The organism is Cytophaga sp. FL35, assembly GCF_014349235.1.
In the GTDB taxonomy this organism is placed as follows: domain Bacteria; phylum Bacteroidota; class Bacteroidia; order Flavobacteriales; family Flavobacteriaceae; genus Euzebyella.
This window is the reverse complement of sequence record NZ_JACSOH010000010.1, coordinates 136,858-154,891: the sequence shown is the minus strand read 5'-3', so window position 1 is coordinate 154,891 and position 18,034 is coordinate 136,858. Positions and strand designations below refer to the sequence as shown.

Below are 18,034 nucleotides of genomic sequence, written 5' to 3'. Positions count from 1 at the left end.
AGGTTAAAAATACAGGTATACCCTATTATTTGCTTCTCTATTTTTGATTAAAACAAATGGAATATTGCCCTACAAAAAAACTCCTCGTTATAACATCTTGTCACCCATGAATTAAAGATTATAACCTCATTCGAATGCCAAACCGCAAACTGCGAGAGTAGAAATTTTTTACCCTTTTTATGAATGGCGGAATTCATGTGTTAAGTTTCCATGTAAGAGTGTTAAAAATCTATAGGCTGTAACCTTCTTATTTATTTATATTTAGCCTTCATTATCATTTTAAACAATGCAACTAACCCGTTCTCTTGTGCTTTTGGGCACCTTTCTATTTCTACTCTATGCAGCCAAAACAAGGTCTAAAAGCGAATTAGCTGAAACCTCTCCAAAATTTGAACGCCTATCATTCAATCATCCTGGCTTGGAAGTAGATTTAGGAGTGGGACTTTGGGCAAGTCCGCTTCCGATGGATTATGATAATGACGGAGATATGGATTTGTTGGTTTCCTGCAATGATGTCCCTTTCAATGGCCTTTTCTTTTTTGAGAACAGCAGCGGAGATGCATTCCCTATTTTTGAACCTCCAGTAAAGGTGAGCGAACCCATAAGACATATTCAGGTTTCCTACGTAAATGGTGAACCTCGATTTTTAGAGCCGGGTAGAGAATTTACGAATTTTAAAAAACAATTTACCCGGCAACCGGACTCCCTTTTTCCCAGTGATATTTTTTCCAAATTCCACAATAAAATACGATTCAACCAATGGAAATATGTCGATTATGAAAATGACGGAGACCTCGACATAGTCGTTGGAATACAAGACGGAGAGGATTATGGATGGGACAATGCCTTTAACGATCAAGGCAAATGGACCAATGGTCCCTTGCACGGTTATGTATATCTTATTGAAAACATCAACGGTACCTACGAGCTAAAAGATAAGATTTTGGCCGGAGGCCAGCCTATTGATGTCTACGGGGCCCCATCGCCCAATTTTGACGATTACGACAACGATGGGGACCTCGATATTATTTGCGGCGAATTTTTAGACCGTTTTACGTGGTTCGAGAATGTAGGTACCCGTGAAAAACCTAAGTACGCAACAGGTAGATTTTTAGAGAATAAGGAAGGAACCCTTAAAATGGATTTGGAAATGATACTTCCCGTTTCCATTGATTGGGATAAAGATGGGGACATTGACCTCGTGGTAGGTGATGAAGATGGTAGAGTTGCTTGGGTAGAAAATACCGGTGCGATCAGAAACAACATGCCCGTTTTTGAGAATCCGAGATACTTCCGGCAAAAGGCGGAGCATGTGAAATTTGGAGCGCTAGTCTCGCCTTTTAGCATCGATTGGGACAATGATGGCGATGAAGACCTTATTTGCGGCAACTCCGCCGGTTATATAGCTTTCATCGAAAACTTAGATGGTGGAAACACCCCTCAATGGGCCGCTCCAAAACTGTTGAAATCAGACAATAAAATAATTCGAATTCAAGCCGGGGAAAATGGTTCTATTCAGGGGCCATGTGAAGCCAAATGGGGCTATACTACCTTATCGGTAGAAGATTGGGATAATGACGGATTAAAAGACCTCATCGTCAATTCTATTTGGGGCAAGGTCATTTGGTACAAAAATATAGGCAGCAAAACACAGCCAAAGCTAGGCGAAGAACAATTAGTTACGGTCAATTGGGAAACTACAACTCCAAAACCCGATTGGTACTGGTGGGATCCAGAACCCAACTCCTTGGCAACCCAATGGCGTACCACGCCCACCGCAATTGATTGGAACCAAGATGGATTGACCGACCTGATTATGCTAGACCACGAAGGTTATTTGAGCTTTTACGAACGGTACACAAAAGATGGCGAGTTAATTTTAAAACCGGGAAAAAAAATATTCCACTCCGTAAACGGAACGTATGACAGAAAAAATAAGTTGATTGACCAAAAAAACGGTCCAATTCAATTAAACGAAAAGAAGTATGGAAGTAGCGGACGCAGAAAATTGGCTTTCGGGGATTGGGACAATGACGGAGATATTGATATACTTGTAAATGGCATCAATGCCGCACTTTGGGAAAACGTTGGCCAAGAAAAAGACAGGGTGAACCTCAAATTCCGTGGAGATTTATCCGATTTGAAATTAGCCGGTCACTCCACTGACCCCACCCTTGTTAATTGGGATAATAATGGGAAGCCTGATCTGCTTTTGGGTGCCGAAGATGGTTATTTATATTACTGGAAAAATGATTAGGAAAACTTTAATCAGCTAAGGTATATTTTTCGCTGCTTCTGGTGGCTCTCTTTCAATGCATCAATTACTTTCATATTAGCCACAGACTCCTTTAAGCCAATAGGAAGTACACTTTTGTTACGGACGGACAGTGCAAAGGAATCCACTTGCAACACATATTGATTGCATCTCTCTATCGTAAAGTCGGTCACTCCCTCATGATTTTTTAATATAAGGTTGCTTTCCCAATCCGCTTCCGGATTAAATGGGACAGCTACTTCAATGCTCCCTTTTTCTCCACTGATTGTTAGACTTTGCTTTTCAAATTGTCGGATAGAAGAATGAATAAGTGCCCTTCCGGTTTTAAACTCTAAAATGCCACTGGTACTAGCATCAATCTGTAATTTTGGATCCACCTCCATTTGTGCCATAACACTGATGGGTTCTTCTCTAAAAATTAGACGTGCCACAGAAATGGGGTAACAACCTACATCCATCAAACTCCCTCCTCCACACTCTTTACTGTTGACTATGCTTTTAGGGTTATCCTCAAAAAACGAAAAAGAAGATTCTACCAAAGTGACTTTTCCAATAAATCCATTATTGATGAGCTGCCGTACTTTTATCCATTGTGGGTGAAAGCGGTACATAAAGGCTTCCATAATTTTCAATTGAGGAAATTGTACCGACGCTTCCATCAGCGCATTTGCTTCTTGAGCATTCATTCCCACCGGTTTTTCCAGCAATACATGTTTTCCTTTTTGCAGAGCTTTTATAGCCCATTCTACGTGTAAGTGATTGGGTAAAGGAATGTAAACCGCTTCAATTTCATCCATATCCAGCACCTTCTCGTATGCTCCAAAACAAGTTGGAATTCGGAAACGTTCTCCTATAAGCTTCGCTTTCGATTTGTTACGGGAAGCAATGGCAATCACGGAATTAAATTCACTCATTAAAAGTGCAGGAATTAGCTGCTCCACAGCAATGGTGGCTGTACCCAATATGCCCCATTTAAGTATTTTCATATTAAACACTTTTAATATCAGGAGTATGACCGCCCCACTTGTTCAGACCCACGAAAACTAGGGCTAGTGCAATGAGTCCCGCCGTGGCAATAGCACCAATAATAATGGGGTCGATGGTACATTGCAACCATTGGAATGAATCTGGCATCTCCCTAAAAAAAGTTCCCCAAACGATAATAAGAACGCTAAATAGAACAGAGGTAACTCCTTGCCAAAACTTGGGTTTCACATTGAAAATGGCCAATAGAAAAAGGCCTAGAATTCCACCGCCAAAAATGCCCGAAATCTGCCACCAAATATCCAAGGCACTTTCGGCGTTGATCAATAACAGGCTAAATGCTATGCCAAGTACTCCCCAAATTACGGTTGTCCACCTTAAGAAGCCAATACTAGTCTTTTCGGAAGCATTGGGTTTGAAATAGCGTTTGAAATAATCTAAATACAAGACTGTTGCCGACGAGTTCAGGGCCGAATCGACCGTACTCATAGATGCCGCCAAAATTGCGGCGATAATTAAACCTTTTAACCCAACGGGCAATTCGGTAGCTATAAAAAACGGAAATACCTCGTCCCCTTTGGTAATAGCGGCATCCAATACATTTCCGGCTCCGGAATAAAAGGCGAACATTGTGGTGCCTATGTAGAGAAAAATAGCGGTGAGCGGTAGGTAAATCAACATGGCTATCCACACAGAGCGTTTTGCTTTTCCCTCAGTAGCGACTGCACTGTATTTCTGCGTGTAATTCTGGTCAGCCATCAGGTTTCTTATATTTTCGGTAACCCCATAAATAATCATCACCCAAATAGTTCTGCTTTCAAATGAAAAAGAACTATCCCCCAAACTGAACTTGTCCGCATCAAAAGCTTTTTGAATCAAATAATCGGGTTGAGAGAAGACCTCAGTGGTCAAAACGTAGGCACTAAAAAGCAATCCGCCAATCATAATAATGGATTGTAGAACGTCTGTCCAAATAACGGCTTCCATACCTCCCATTAAGGTATAGGCTATGGTTAGTACCCCAATGATCACTATAAGGGTTCGTATATCCAAATCAATAAACGAAGTAAGTAATAATGATGATAAGTAAAGTATGACCGCCGTTCTACCAATCATAAAGAGTACAAAAGAAAAAGAGGCATAGATTCGGCCCCAATTCCCAATTTTTTCTTCCAAGTATTTATATACCGATATAATTTTGTGTTTTCTGTAATGGGGAATAACATATTTAGTGACGAACCAGGCGACCGGCAAAGCGGTAAGCGCAAATATTAAGGGGTGCCAATTATCGTCAAATGCCTTTCCGGGAACGGCTATATACGATATACTGCTCGTATAAGCACTCATCACGGCAATACCCGCCGCCCACGAAGGTATGCCCATGCCAGCCACCATAAATTCCTCAGAGGTCTTGGTTTTTCTCAAAAAATAAACACCCATGGCCACCATAATCAATCCATAGACCACAAGAATAATGGTGTCTACCGTTCCCAGCTGATAATTCATTTGTTTTGGTTTTTAAAGGGCCAAAGTCTGTTGAAAACTTTGGACATAGGTCGCTATTTTATGGCGTTCAATATCGCTAAACTTTTTTAAAGGAAGGGCCATGTGGTCTTCACAAATATTCAGCACTGCCAAAGCGCATTTAGTTCCCTTGGTAATTTTTGAACTAAAAGATCCTACATTATAGATAGTATGATATAATTTATTGACTTCTTCATTTAATTGCTCCACCTTTAGCAATTCCCCGATGAGGGAAGCATTGTATAGCTCAACAAAGAGTTTCGGGAAGAAATTAGCACCTCCGGCCACTGCCCCATGTCCCCCATGTAAAATGGTGGTAGACAGAAATGATTCTGTTCCTGCGATAATAGCAAAGTCTGGACTTGATTTAAATTCGCTTATCAACTTTAAAAGATAATCTAAATCTCCAGAACTGTCTTTTATACCGATAGCTCCTAAATCCTTAATTTTTTTAACCGTGGGTACAGATAAATGTAATTTGGTGCAGCTGGGCATGTTGTAAAGTACAAATGGCAAAGATAATTGAGGAACCAAGGCCTGCATAAAATCTAAAAACTCGTCTTCGGAGATGGGTAAATAGTATGGTGGAGCTATCACCACGGCATCGGCCCCACAAGATTTGGCATGATCGCACATAGCAACGGAATCCTCTAAAACAGTATCGGAAATACCAACTAGAACAGGAACCCTTTTATTGATAAAATGACAAGCTTTGGAAACCAGTTTTTTCCGATTTTCATGCGTAAGGCTAGTAGCCTCTCCGTTCGTTCCCAATAAAAATATTCCGTGAACACCGCCCGAAATCAAATGCTCAATCAAGTTTTTCAATCCCTCTTCATCTAGGCTTCCATCCGCCTTTAAGGGGGTGACCATAGGAGGTATAATACCCCTCAAATTTAATTTCATATTTTCAATTTACATCCGACAAAGTAAACCGATAACGATTCTATTCACCACAATTATTTTACACAAAACACATAGAATCTTAACCTTTAAATAGAAATTAAATACGTAATATTGAGATAAGTGTTAAATATGTTTATATATGGAATTTGTTTTCGAAAAAATTTACGTTCCTAATAACCATTCCTTCATTTCAAGAGAGCTCCCCCTATCTTCAAATGCCAGAATACATTCGCATAAAAATTTCGAGCTGAATTATATTACTTCTGGAGAAGGTAGAAGGATTGTGGGAGATAATATTTCCAATTTTGAAAAGGGCGACCTTGTATTACTAGGTCCGGAGTTACCTCACTGTTGGGAATTGCTCGACACGGAGAAAGACCAAGAAGCTACGTGTATTGTCACTCATTTTTCAGAAAATGTGGCCGACTCTAATTTCTTCAAGATTCCCGAACTTGAGAAGGTAGTCAACCTACTCAAAGAGGCCAATAGAGGAGTTCGGTTTAAAACAGAAAACGACCGTGAAATCTGTGAAGCCCTAAGAGAACTTTCCCATAGCGATGGTTTGGACTATTTTATTGGACTTTTAAAGGTATTCAGTTACCTATTGAAAGTGGAAGAAAGAGAAATTTTGGCCAATCCGATGAACAAATCATCGGTATTTTCAAAGAACATTGAAAAAGTAAATAAGGTGTACGAGTATGTTTTTCAAAATATACAAGAAGGCATTAAACTTGAAGATGCCGCCGATGTTCTGAACATGGCTCCCAGTTCTTTTTGTCGCTTTTTCAAGAAAAAAACTGGACTAACCTTTATGGAATATGTAAAAAATGTTCGTGTAGGAATTGCTGCTAAGTTACTGGCGGAGACCGATAAACAAATTACCCAAATATGTTTTGAAAGCGGCTATAACAACCTAGCTAATTTCAACCATTATTTTAAATCAAGTATGGGCAAGACGCCTTCCGATTATCGTAAAAACTTTCGCTAAATATTAAAAACGTTCATTGGCCCCCGGAAGTTCTCCATGGATACCAATGGCGATTAGAGTTAAAATAGCAACTACAACCAACACTATGGGAATGACCCAAATCCAATTTTTGGGTAGGGTTTTTACTTCTTGCCATATAATAGGTAATTCAACTTTTCGATATAAGTAAGCCACAACCAAAATATTAATTACATATAAGTGGTGATTAATGGGTGAATTGCCTATCAAAAGCCCGGAGACCAAATAGCTAACGGCAGTATACGTACCTAACAAACCAAAAAGAAGCCATGCATACTGACTTCTCCCTAATTCCTGATTATTTAGTTTCACCCATAAAAATAGCGCCATTGCCAATAGTAATACCGCAGCCAAGGCAGTACTGGCAGTTGCTATTTTTTCAACTTCAAAGGATGTGCCCAATCGACGAAGCATGTGGCCGTACGCCAATGACTCCCTAAATACTATCAAAGGAATAAAAACGATCAAAAGTACCAGTGCCGCTTTATTGCACCAAGGTTTTGTAGGTGTGGGGTTATGGGGCCATTTAGAAGAAAGCACCCCGTAAGCCATTCCCGTACCTCCCATAAAACCAATGCAATACTCCATTACGTTCCACATATTAAAAGGTATTTCCAGTACATTACCGACTATCTGTAGAAAATTGCCAAAAGCGAAGCCCAATCCGCCTCCAAGGGTAGCGAACATAGCAACCCTTATCGGGGCTATTCTATTTTCTCGAGCCATATACCAAATCATGGCCATACCCGCACCTAGTATTACCGCCCATGCTTCAGATCTAGGTGGGGTCATTTTGAAACCAATCTGTTCGATGAGAAAATAATAACTTAAGAGACCTCCTGCGGTCATTTCGGCCATTAAATTTCCCCATTTCACTTTCTTTTCCTCCGTGGAGTCCAAGACCAAACCGACTAAACCACCTCCTAGTAATCCGAACAACCCTCCAATGACAAAGAGCATTCCCAATCCGTAATAAGCATTTAAAAAGTCGTCAGAACGACCATAACCTACGACCTGTCCATAGCTAATCATTCCTCCGGCACCCCAACCTATGGCGGAAGCCAATGTCACCAAGAGCATTTTTTGATACCAATCTTCCCTACCTGAAGCAATCACCAAGGCGGTACCGCCTATAGCACCTGCCCATGCGGCTCCCTGCTCATGACCGAACTGACCTCGAATGGCCCAGGCGGTTGCGAGGCAAAGGGCTACGAACAGTATTCGTAGCAGATTATTGATTTTCATAACCGACATTCGCTTTTATACCTAATTGAGATAAACGATGAGCAAGAATCTTTTTCTCCTTCTCCCGAAAACTCTCTAAGGGAGGTACCATCTGGTCCGAACAAATTCCCATTATAGAAAGTGAACTTTTTATGGACCTCATGCTTTTTGTGGGAGAATCTACCAAGTCATAGATTTCATTTTGCAAGAGCAATACTTTCTTCCTCAGCTCTGTTATTTGCTCAAAATCTTTATTTAAGGACGCCTCATACAGCTGTACAAACAAACTTGGAAAAATATTGGCCCCACCAGCAACAACTCCGTGACCACCATTCATTAAAACATCGGACATGAACAATTCCGCTCCGGCTATAATTGAAAATTCAGGGTCCTCTTTAAACGCTTCCATAATGGTATATAAAGCGCCCAAATCCCCTGAACTGTCCTTAAAAGCCTGAACCCCTAAACTTCTTGCAGATTTAATGGTCTTCAAATTTAAGTGCAATTTTGTACATCCTGGAATATCATATATTACGACGGGTAAAGGCAATTCAGGAATCAACTTTTCAAGATACCCAATCATTTCATCTTGGGTGATAGGAAAGTAATAAGGCGGTGCCAGAACTAGATAATCAGCTCCGGCCTGCTCAGCGTGTTGTGCCATTTCAAGCACAGATGAAAAGGAAGTATCAGTTATTCCAACAAGTACAGGAACTCTTCCTTTAATTATCCGGCACGATTCTGTAATAAGTTGTTTTCGTACATCATATCCCAAACTTGGGCCTTCACCATTGGTGCCCAAAATAAAGATACCGTGTACCCCGCCCTGTAATAAATGGGCTATTAAATTTTCGAGTCCGTTAACATCAAGTCGTAGATTTTGCAATAAGGGAGTAACCATGGGCGGAATGACCCCTTTCAATGGCGATTTCATAGTTGGGTTGATTAGTGTTAGACCAAAGTAAACCCTTAGTTAGTTGGCATACTACCATAATTTTACGGGAAACACATTAAATTTTAACCATAAAGGGCAATTCTACACTAAATGCCTAAAAAGCATCTAGACAACTAATTATCAATAAGGTTGACTAGTTCCTTGCAACAACCAAAACTTTGACCATGCACTATTGTTGCTGGCATCATCGCCCTTATACTGTGTAGGCTCCAATCGGTCGATTGCTTCCGCAGAATTTTGATTATTATCTATCTCATCAATATGGTAATAGAACCGCAAGGGCAAGGCCGCTCTTTTCGACGCCGGACCCGTTTCCAATTCCGGAAGCCCCGTTCTTCTATAGTCAAACCAGGCCTCGGAAGCTGAGGACCAACTGGCAATCCACTTTTGAATGATGATATCTTCTTCCGTTGAATACGCCCCGCCGTTAGCAATATAGTCATCGTAGTCACCACTAACACCCCAAGCGGAAAGGGATTGTTTAATCGCTTCATTGTAATAATTCTCGGCACTACCACTTATCCAGCCCTTGGCCGCGGCCTCGGCCAAAATAAAATTAACCTCCGAAGCCGACATTAGCCTAGACTGTAATAATGGTCCACTCGCTTCTTTGTAGATTTCGTTCAATTGAGAAACGTGTAGGTTGCGCGTACCTTGATTCACGTCTTCACTTAAATTATAGGAAGTACCAAAGGTCAGAGCCGTAGGAAGCCCAACGTACAAGCTGTCAAAATCTACTGGAAAACCTACTGTATTTTCATAGGCATCGACAATATCTTGTGAAATATGTCGTTTCCCTTCTTCATCTACATAATCGGTTCCTTCAGGTGCCCCTTCTTCCAAAACCAAGGGAACATCAATTTTATTTGCCCACACCGCTAAACGAGGATCGTTCAATTCTTGCAACTTGTCTACGAAAGTTTTGGCCAGTTTTATTCTGAAATAAGCTCCTTGAGGGTCTGCATCAAATTTAGTATTCGTTGGCCAAGAATCACTGGTAGTATTTCCGATATAGGGCATATTTGCATCGTCTTCGGCTTGTAAGATCAAAGGGTAGGTTTGAGGTTGTGAGACAATGGTCTGTATACCTTGTCGGGCAATACCAGGTTCTTTTTCAGATAGGCGCATGTAGTAGCGCAATAGTAGCGAGTTACCGAATTTTCGCCATTTGGCAACAGCCCCAGCAAAAAGAATATCTTGGTTGGCCTGAATACTGAAATAGCTGTCTTGACTATTGCTCAATAATAAATTCGCCTTTTTTAAATCGGTATGAATACCTTCGTAAATGCTCTGTTGGGCATCGAACTCGGCATCAAAGAATTCAGAACCCTCATCGCCCCTTAAAGCATTCGTATAGGGAGCATCTCCCCACAAGTCCGCAATCATGCCAAAGAGATATGATTTCAAAATCAAACCCACCCCATGATGAAAATCAAGGCTTTCTTCTTCTGCCTTTTCAATCATGGCCTTGTTATTGGTCAATAAACTGTAATAGCCGTTCCAACTATGAGAATCATTACTCCAATCATAAGCATTGTGACCGCTAGACCAACCATCTTTCTGAGTATGTTGCATAACTCCTGCCATATTACCAAAACCAAGATCGACCACATTTTTACCTACCCCATTAATAATCGTTGGTAACAACAAATTCGGGTCTACATTTTCGGATCCTATTTGATTGGGGTTTTCGTTCAACTCTTCAAGACCGTGGCATGAAACAAGAACAAATATGCCTACCATTCCTATGACAATCTTATTCGCTATTCTGTACATCATCGTGAAGTTTTATCAATTAAAAAGTTAGGCCAATCTTAATTCCTATGGGAACCAACCATGGCTCCACATTATATCTTTCAATACCCTGTTTGAACTGGGTTCCCCTATTTCCTGAACTTGTTTCCGCTTGAAATGCCCGTTCTGGATCAATTCCGAAATCGGAGTCTTTTGTCCAAAGCATGATATTTCTACTATAGATTGAGAAGTTCAAATCTGTAAGACCTATTCTATCCAAATGTTTGGAAGGAATACTATAACCTAGCGCTACTTCTCTCAATTTTATATAATCCGCATCGAACATGTGCGGAGTACCAAACTCCCATGGGTTGGCGACTGAAAACGGAATTAAGTTCGTTCCGACATCTCCCAGATTTTCATAGTCTAAGATGAAATTACCCTCTGCATCATGGGTACCCACAACACCGGCATTGAAAATACCATCATACACCACTCTGCCCCCTAAACTTTCCGGAAATCCGCCATCACCTGGTGGGCCACCTATAGATAAGAAATTCTCGCCATAAATAAATCTATCGGCATTGTCCAACACCCATTGTTTCATCTCAGGACCAAGTTCGGTTATTCCCGGGTTGACCAAATTGTCAATGATAGTTTGTCCGTAACCGTCTTCTACCAAATAGCGCGAGGTTTGCGACATGTATTGCCCGCCAGAGCGCCAATCGAATGTCAAGTTTAAGGTGAAATTTTTATAGGATAGACTCGATTGAAGGCCCATGACAAAATCAGGATTGTAATTTCCCACTTTTACCCTTTCCTCGGTTGCCAGCCATTCCGCATCTTCCCCTTGACCTAAAAGTGGGTAGTTATAGTAGGGAGAGCTCTCATCAGTTACCCTTCTAATCTTGGGCGAATAAATATCACCGACCAAGCCATCTTCGCCGGTGGCAGGGTTGGCCACATAGCCGCGGGAAACACTTTTGTTTTCGCTCCAAAATTCAATATAATCAACACCATCGGCCAGTTCTAAAATTTTTGATTCGTTCGTGGTATAGTTAAGGTTTAAGTCCCAATTCCAATCTTCGGACTGTATAGGGGTAAAGCCCAAGGCCAGTTCAAAACCTTTGCTCTCTAAAACCCCGGCGTTGATACTTACACTATTGTAACCCGATGAACCTGGGATAGGAATATTGGGAACAATCTGATTTCTATTTTCAACGGTATAGTAGGTTCCTTCAAATCGCAACCTGTTACCGAACATGGTCAAATCGATACCAAATTCTTGTGAGGTAGCTTCCTCGGGTTCCAAATCAGGTGTATTTAAACTTCCCTGCGCACTATAGAGAACCGCATTTTCCCACTGTCCTGAATTATTGAAATAAGCACCCAATTGGTAGGGGCTGGTATCGTTACCTACACGGGCCCATCCCCCTCGTAATTTTAATAAATCCACTTTTGGAATATCAACCAATTCGCTGACCAGAAAACTAAGTGAAGCCGAAGGGTAGAAATAAGACCTATTATCTACCGGTAAGGTACTAGACCAATCGTTACGGACCGTGACATCCAAATAAAGCATATCATATGCCCCAAAATTCGCCAAGGCATATACACTGTTAATGGCCCTTTCAGAGGTAAAACTGGAGTAGTTCAAAGAAGTTGGCGCAATATTATCGACCGTAAATAGGTTCGGAACGATTAAACCCGCCCTAGAAAAGGCCGAATTGCTCAAACCACGGTTTCGTTGATACATCAAGTTGCCTCCCCCCGAGACCGTAACATCAAACTTTTCCCAGTCTTTGGAGTAACTCGCCAAAAAGTCAACATTGGTCTCAATACCTTCCGTTTCCGCGATACCATAGGTACCATTATTGGGTTCACGGGTATAGCCGGGCGCCATTTTGGTTTCTTGAGTTTGACTAAAACTGTTTAAGTTGTAACTGGTTCTCAGATTTAATCCCGGCAGAGGATTCCAATCCAAGGCCATATTACCGTACACCCGAAACCTTGAATAGCTATTGTTGACCTCATTGGCCAAAAACCATGGATTTTCATAATTATCGGAGAAATTATAAATATCCGTTCCGGGAAGTTTATAATCCTTAATATCCAGAATATTTACGTTGGCCGGAATGCTATAAGCCGCCTGCAAAGGATTGGTACCACGGTTAGAAGCCGGTCGATTATCGGCATAACTATGAACCACATTTACATTGGTACTCACCGTCAATTTCTGGCTCATATTGGAGGAGGCTGAAAGCGAAAAACTATTCCGCTGTAAATCGGAATTAGGAACTACCCCGGTATTATCCATAGCCGTAACCCCCAAGCGGTAATTTAACACTTCATTACTACTGCTCACCGTCAAACTATTGGTGGTAGTAATACCGTTACGTACAAATTCTTTAATGTTGTTTGGGTACGATTTTAATTCGGTAGGAATAGGAGCGCCATTGGCATCAAGGGGAGAATCCCATTGTACCGCGAAATAACCTCGGTCTAATTCAGGACCACCATTTCCCCCTGAATTCAGTACATCAGGCATAATGTAACCGCCTTCCGATTCTGGGGAATAAGAGAAATATCCGGAAGCAAAACGCGATTGGGTATCGATATAGCGATAGGGAATATCAAAAACGGTATTCGAAGTAAAATTTACCTTCATCCGCTGGCCTTTGTCCGCTTTTTTGGTCGTAATCAAAACCACGCCGTTTCCCGCCCTAGATCCGTAAAGTGCCGCCGCACTGGGACCTTTTAGAATAGAAACATCTTCAATACTCTGTGGGTCTAGATCCGAGATGGCGTTACCATAATCAACAGGGTTTCTATCGCCAAAGCCCCCGATATTGTTCAGTGAATTGGCAACAGGAACCCCATCGATTACAAATAAAGGTTGGTTATCGGAACTTAAGGAAATGGCTCCCCTGATGACCATACTTACGGAAGACCCGGTGCCTCCTGTATTATTTAAGGTAACCCCGGCCACTTTACCGGATAGGGAGTTTAAAACATTTTCTTGGGCAACACGAGTAAGCTCTTCCCCAGCGACGTTTTCTACGGAATATCCTAACGATTTATCCTCTCTTTTGATTCCCAGAGCAGTAACAACCACCTCGTCCAAAGCTTGGGTATTGGTTTCTAAAGCTACATTGATATTTGCCCTACCGGAAACCGCAATTTCTTGTGAAATAAATCCTAAATAGGAAAATTCCAATACTGGATTTTCAGATTGTAGATTAATATTGTAGAGACCGTCAAAATCTGTGGTTACTCCATTATTGGTTCCTTTTTCCATAATGGTCACGCCCGGTAAGGGCATACCATCTTCCTCAGAAGAAACCGTACCTGAAACCGTCTGAGCCACCAACGGACTACCCCATAAAAAAACCGCTATCGAACATACCCGAAATAAACCTAGTAGGCTTTTCGTATATGGTGACCTATTCTTTTGATTAATTTCTTTCATAATAGTGCTTTGGAAATTGGTTGTATATCTCTGCTGGATTGGAAATTTTTATAGGACGGCTTCAAATGTTAGAATAACCACATTGGTGCCCACACCAATAAAGTCTGGCGAGGCTGCTAAAAACATCACCATACGCATGCTGGTGTCATTAATTTCTTGAATGATTACCCGGCGCTCAAAGTCTAAAAGTCCGAGATAGGCCATCCCCTCAAAATCTAGGTAGGTCACATCTTCAAACGTTAAGCTTCCTCCTGCTCCGTAGACCGAAGAAACGGTCAAAGCAGCATTCTCGGCATAACTGAAGGTAGCATCCGAATCTGGGGTAAAACTGGCCGTACACAAACCAAAGTCCGCACCACCGTTATTAATCACGCTGGCACCACCATCATTCACAATTTGATAGACCAAGCCACTAAAAGCGGCATTATCGGCCTTCAAATCCATTTCATACCTACCATCAAAATAGAAGGTGAACTCATCTTCATAAACCTCTGCCATACCGAGCCCAGCACCAAAAATACCCGCAGGTAAAGGATTGGGAGCCCCATCAAACGGACTTAAAGCCGCATCGGTATTTCCGAAATAGTCACTATCAGAATGGGCACTAGAAAGTCTCCAGGTTTTTCCATCGTCATCGGTAGCACCCCCCGTCAATAATACATAGGGAGTGATATCAAGGGCCAATTGTACTTCTTTACTTAAGGTGGCGCCAGTAGCATCGGTAGCCGTCAACGTGGCGGTATAGTAGCCTGAATCTGCATACGTATGCACCGGGTTTTGTTGGTTGCTAGTGCTGCCATCACCAAAATCCCAATTCCAGCTTACCGCATTATTCGTCAAACCCTGAAAAGCGACTTTTTTTCCATTTATGGAATTAAAAACATCGGCTGTAAAGGGAATGGGTCCATCGCTTGTATTATCGTCCGTTTGACATGCAGTTAAAAACAGGGCAATTACCGCGAAGAGTGTAGATTTAATGGAGAGATTTTTCATCATCAATAGTTTTCGATCAAGACTAGTAGGATTTTGGTAGGGCAGTTAGGGAGGTCTAAAAAAAGGCTGTTATTTATGTTAATAATATCTAAAACAACACCTCAAAACTAGTTTTTTAGCACTGAAACAATTTCAATTATTTTATTGATTTTTGATAATATCTTAACTATTCATTTATTTCATTACATATATTTTTACAAAATGAGAAATATGCATTCCATAATAAATTTTAACAAATTCCAAATCATGTTGACATTTAAATGAAGGTTAAGCAATATTTAAGATTAGGTGAATTACGGCTTTTGGTCCTATTCATTCTACTTTCACCGCTTATTTCTTTATCTCAGGATTTAATGGCAGGTGTCGCCAAGCGTAAGATTACCCCTGAACCTTTGATTGCCGTTTCCGGAGGCGTTGGTCTACCCCAAGCGGCCAAAAAAAAAGAAGGTGACCTTTATATAAGGGCCATGGTATTTGCAAAAGGAAGCATCAAAACCGCGATTGTTTCTATAGATAACCTAGGTTGGCCTGCGGCTTGGGGCGACAAAACAAGGGCTTTGGTAAATAGAATTGCCCCCGAGAACATTCTTATTGGAGCTACCCATACCCATAGTGCCCCTGACGCCTATGCCTTTGCCGATGAAAACGGTAATCACGCAGCAAATATGGATTACCTCAATTGGTGTACAGTGCAAATGGCCGAGGCCATCAATGAAGCCATGGACCGGTTAAAACCGGTTCATTTAAAAATTGCCCATGAAAAAGTAGAAGGCAAAATAGCTTATAATTATTATGCCCCCCAACTATATGACCCTAGATGCGCAGTGCTACAAACTATCAATGCCAGCGGCAAAAGGAAAGGAACTATTCAAGCCACCCTTACGAATTACGCTGTTCATCCTGAGGTTATAGGAAACAAAAGAGGTATTTTAAGTCCTGATTTGGTAGGGCCACTTCACGAACGAATTGAAAAAGAAACTGGGGGCCTATCCATTTTTATGAATGGAGCATTGGGAGGTATGGTTACTGCAGATAATCGACTAGAAAACGGAAAAGAAGCCAATGATTGGGAAGAGTGCCAGCGTATCGGGTTTTTATTAGCAGATGAAGCTTTGCGAATAATCGATAAGGCGGCCATACAAAACAACCCTGATTTAAGGGTGGCTTCCACCAAGGTTACGTTTCCGGTGGCTTCGGTCATGATGCAGCATATACTAAAAAATTCTCCGCTAGGCATGGGATCAAAGGATGGAACATCAATTTCCACCACTTTGAACTATATTCAGCTAGGCACCGCCCAAATGATTACAATTCCTGGAGAAGCCTTGCCCAATATCGGTTATTACCTAAAAAGGAAAATGCCCGGGGAGCATCCGTTTTTATTAGGGCTTACCAACGATGCTTTCGGATACATTTTGACCAAGGAAGACTTCAACAGCTTTGATCGCTATCAATACATCAGCCGTACGAGCCTAGGCGAAAAGACGGGTGAAATCTTTGTGAACGAGGCTCTTACTCTAATTAACAAAAACCATCAACCTAAGAAATAATAAAAGCAATGAAAATGAATTCAAAATCTCATTACTGGATATTTTGTCTTACTCTTTTAAGCCTGACCTTTTCTTGCAAAGAGAAGAAAAAAGAAACTGCTCAAGCCCCAGAACCGAAAATTGCGGAGGTTACTCCAGAAAACGCACTTAAAAGTTATCTTGAGAATGGGGACCAAACTTTTTCTTGGGTTGTAAAAGATAGTTTTGAGCTGCAAGGTGTAAAAGCCTATGACCTATTGCTAACCTCGCAAAAATGGCGTGAACATACTTGGAAACATCAGCTGACCATTTTTGTACCTCAAGAGATAGCCTTTGATGGTTCGCTACTTTTTATTACGGGTGGACATCTCGATAATGGCGAACCCAAATGGAAATCCATAAAAAAAGGCGGGGATGAAATTGAACCTATGGCATTGATGGCCCTAAAAAACAAAGCCATCACCTCCATCATTCGTCAAGTGCCCATGCAACCCTTGTACGACGGCGACTTGGTGGAAGACCAACTTATTTCGTTTACACTACATAATTTTAAAAACGACAAAGATTACACATGGCCCCTACTCTTTCCCATGGTAAAAAGTGCGGTGCGCGCCATGGATGCCGTGCAAGAATTCAGTAAAGAAAACCTAAACAAAGATTTATCGAGGTTCACCGTTTCAGGAGCTTCTAAACGAGGTTGGACAACCTGGTTAACCGGTGCCTCCGATAAGCGCGTAGAGGCGATTGCGCCTATGGTCATTGATGTCTTGAATATGCCGGTCAGTCTCGATTATCACCTCGAGGCTTGGAACGAGTACAGTGTACAAATCAACGATTACATCAAATTAGAAATTCCACAAACCGTAAATACGGGAGATGGGCAGGCGCTTACGCAAATGATCGACCCCTATTCGTATCGTGCCGACTTAACGATGCCTAAATTGATTTTTATAGGTACCAACGACGAATACTGGCCCGTGGACGCTATTAAACATTACATTAATGATATTCCAGGTGAAAACTACATTCACTACACACCCAATGCAGGCCATAATTTAGGAGGTGGTGAAGAAGCCTTAAAATCTTTAAGTGGATTTTGGGCTCAAACTTTGGCGAAGGAAAAATATGATAATCTCGATTATAATATCAACACCACTGATGAGGAAGCTACCCTTACCGTCTCATCTACTACCGATAATTTGACCAATGCATTTTTGTGGACAGCCAGTTCTACCGATCGAGATTTAAGGGATGACCAATGGAGTTCTACCCCTATTAAACTGGATGAAAATGGTGAAGTTTCCCAAAAAGTGGAATATCCGAAATCAGGATACAAGGCATTCTATATCGATTTTGAATACAAGGATATCAACGGAGGCACCTATACCAAAAGCACACGAATGTATCTAGCCGATAACGACGAAGTACTTTAAAA

Annotated in this window: 12 protein-coding genes; 4 read left to right on the top strand and 8 right to left on the bottom strand. The window is 41.4% G+C overall.

All coding sequences use genetic code 11. From position 1 onward, the window contains the following. The first annotated feature begins 286 nt into the window (after window positions 1-286). Window positions 287-2,257, top strand: a complete 1,971-nt coding sequence (locus BIZ36_RS10505; RefSeq protein ID WP_187457853.1) for an FG-GAP repeat domain-containing protein — start codon at window positions 287-289, stop codon at window positions 2,255-2,257. An 11-nt stretch (window positions 2,258-2,268) separates the two neighbouring features. Here the strand turns inward: BIZ36_RS10505 and BIZ36_RS10500 are convergent, their stop codons facing one another. Genes BIZ36_RS10500 through BIZ36_RS10490 form a run of 3 tightly spaced genes read right to left on the bottom strand, consistent with a single transcriptional unit; the run spans window position 2,269 to window position 5,689 of the window. After that, window positions 2,269-3,261: a Gfo/Idh/MocA family protein gene (locus BIZ36_RS10500; protein ID WP_187457852.1), complete on the bottom strand. Its 993-nt coding sequence runs from the start codon at window positions 3,259-3,261 to the stop codon at window positions 2,269-2,271. Window position 3,262: 1 nt separating this feature from the next. Then, complete coding sequence (locus BIZ36_RS10495) at window positions 3,263-4,765, bottom strand: sodium:solute symporter family transporter (protein WP_187457851.1); 1,503 nt, start codon at window positions 4,763-4,765, stop codon at window positions 3,263-3,265. Window positions 4,766-4,777: 12 nt separating this feature from the next. Further along, the gene (locus tag BIZ36_RS10490; protein ID WP_187457850.1) at window positions 4,778-5,689 is read right to left on the bottom strand and encodes a dihydrodipicolinate synthase family protein; all 912 of its coding nucleotides are present in this window, start codon (window positions 5,687-5,689) and stop codon (window positions 4,778-4,780) included. Window positions 5,690-5,828: 139 nt separating this feature from the next. Here BIZ36_RS10490 and BIZ36_RS10485 point away from each other — a divergent pair, with 139 nt between their 5' ends. After that, complete coding sequence (locus tag BIZ36_RS10485) at window positions 5,829-6,677, top strand: AraC family transcriptional regulator (RefSeq protein ID WP_187457849.1); 849 nt, start codon at window positions 5,829-5,831, stop codon at window positions 6,675-6,677. Between the two features lie 3 nt (window positions 6,678-6,680). On the opposite strand, the gene BIZ36_RS10480 is transcribed toward BIZ36_RS10485, so the two are convergent. From BIZ36_RS10480 to BIZ36_RS10460, 5 genes are all read right to left on the bottom strand, one after another. Then, complete coding sequence (locus tag BIZ36_RS10480; RefSeq protein ID WP_187457848.1) at window positions 6,681-7,940, bottom strand: hypothetical protein; 1,260 nt, start codon at window positions 7,938-7,940, stop codon at window positions 6,681-6,683. Then, complete coding sequence (locus tag BIZ36_RS10475; RefSeq protein ID WP_187457847.1) at window positions 7,927-8,853, bottom strand: dihydrodipicolinate synthase family protein; 927 nt, start codon at window positions 8,851-8,853, stop codon at window positions 7,927-7,929. Before BIZ36_RS10475 ends, BIZ36_RS10480 begins: the two co-directional genes overlap by 14 nt. A 141-nt stretch (window positions 8,854-8,994) precedes the next feature. Then, the gene (locus BIZ36_RS10470) at window positions 8,995-10,653 is read right to left on the bottom strand and encodes a SusD/RagB family nutrient-binding outer membrane lipoprotein (protein ID WP_286174690.1); all 1,659 of its coding nucleotides are present in this window, start codon (window positions 10,651-10,653) and stop codon (window positions 8,995-8,997) included. A gap of 16 nt (window positions 10,654-10,669) precedes the next feature. Further along, on the bottom strand, window positions 10,670-14,077 hold the full coding sequence (locus BIZ36_RS10465; RefSeq protein WP_187457846.1) for a SusC/RagA family TonB-linked outer membrane protein: 3,408 nt from the start codon (window positions 14,075-14,077) through the stop codon (window positions 10,670-10,672). Between the two features lie 48 nt (window positions 14,078-14,125). Further along, window positions 14,126-15,073, bottom strand: coding sequence for a PKD domain-containing protein (locus BIZ36_RS10460; protein ID WP_187457845.1), 948 nt, complete (start codon window positions 15,071-15,073; stop codon window positions 14,126-14,128). 257 nt (window positions 15,074-15,330) lie between these two features. On the opposite strand from BIZ36_RS10460, the gene BIZ36_RS10455 reads away from it, so the two are divergent. Then, window positions 15,331-16,620, top strand: coding sequence for a hypothetical protein (locus tag BIZ36_RS10455; RefSeq protein ID WP_222937346.1), 1,290 nt, complete (start codon window positions 15,331-15,333; stop codon window positions 16,618-16,620). A gap of 14 nt (window positions 16,621-16,634) precedes the next feature. Further along, window positions 16,635-18,032, top strand: coding sequence for a PhoPQ-activated pathogenicity-related family protein (locus tag BIZ36_RS10450; protein WP_187457844.1), 1,398 nt, complete (start codon window positions 16,635-16,637; stop codon window positions 18,030-18,032). The last annotated feature ends 2 nt before the right edge of the window (window positions 18,033-18,034 follow it).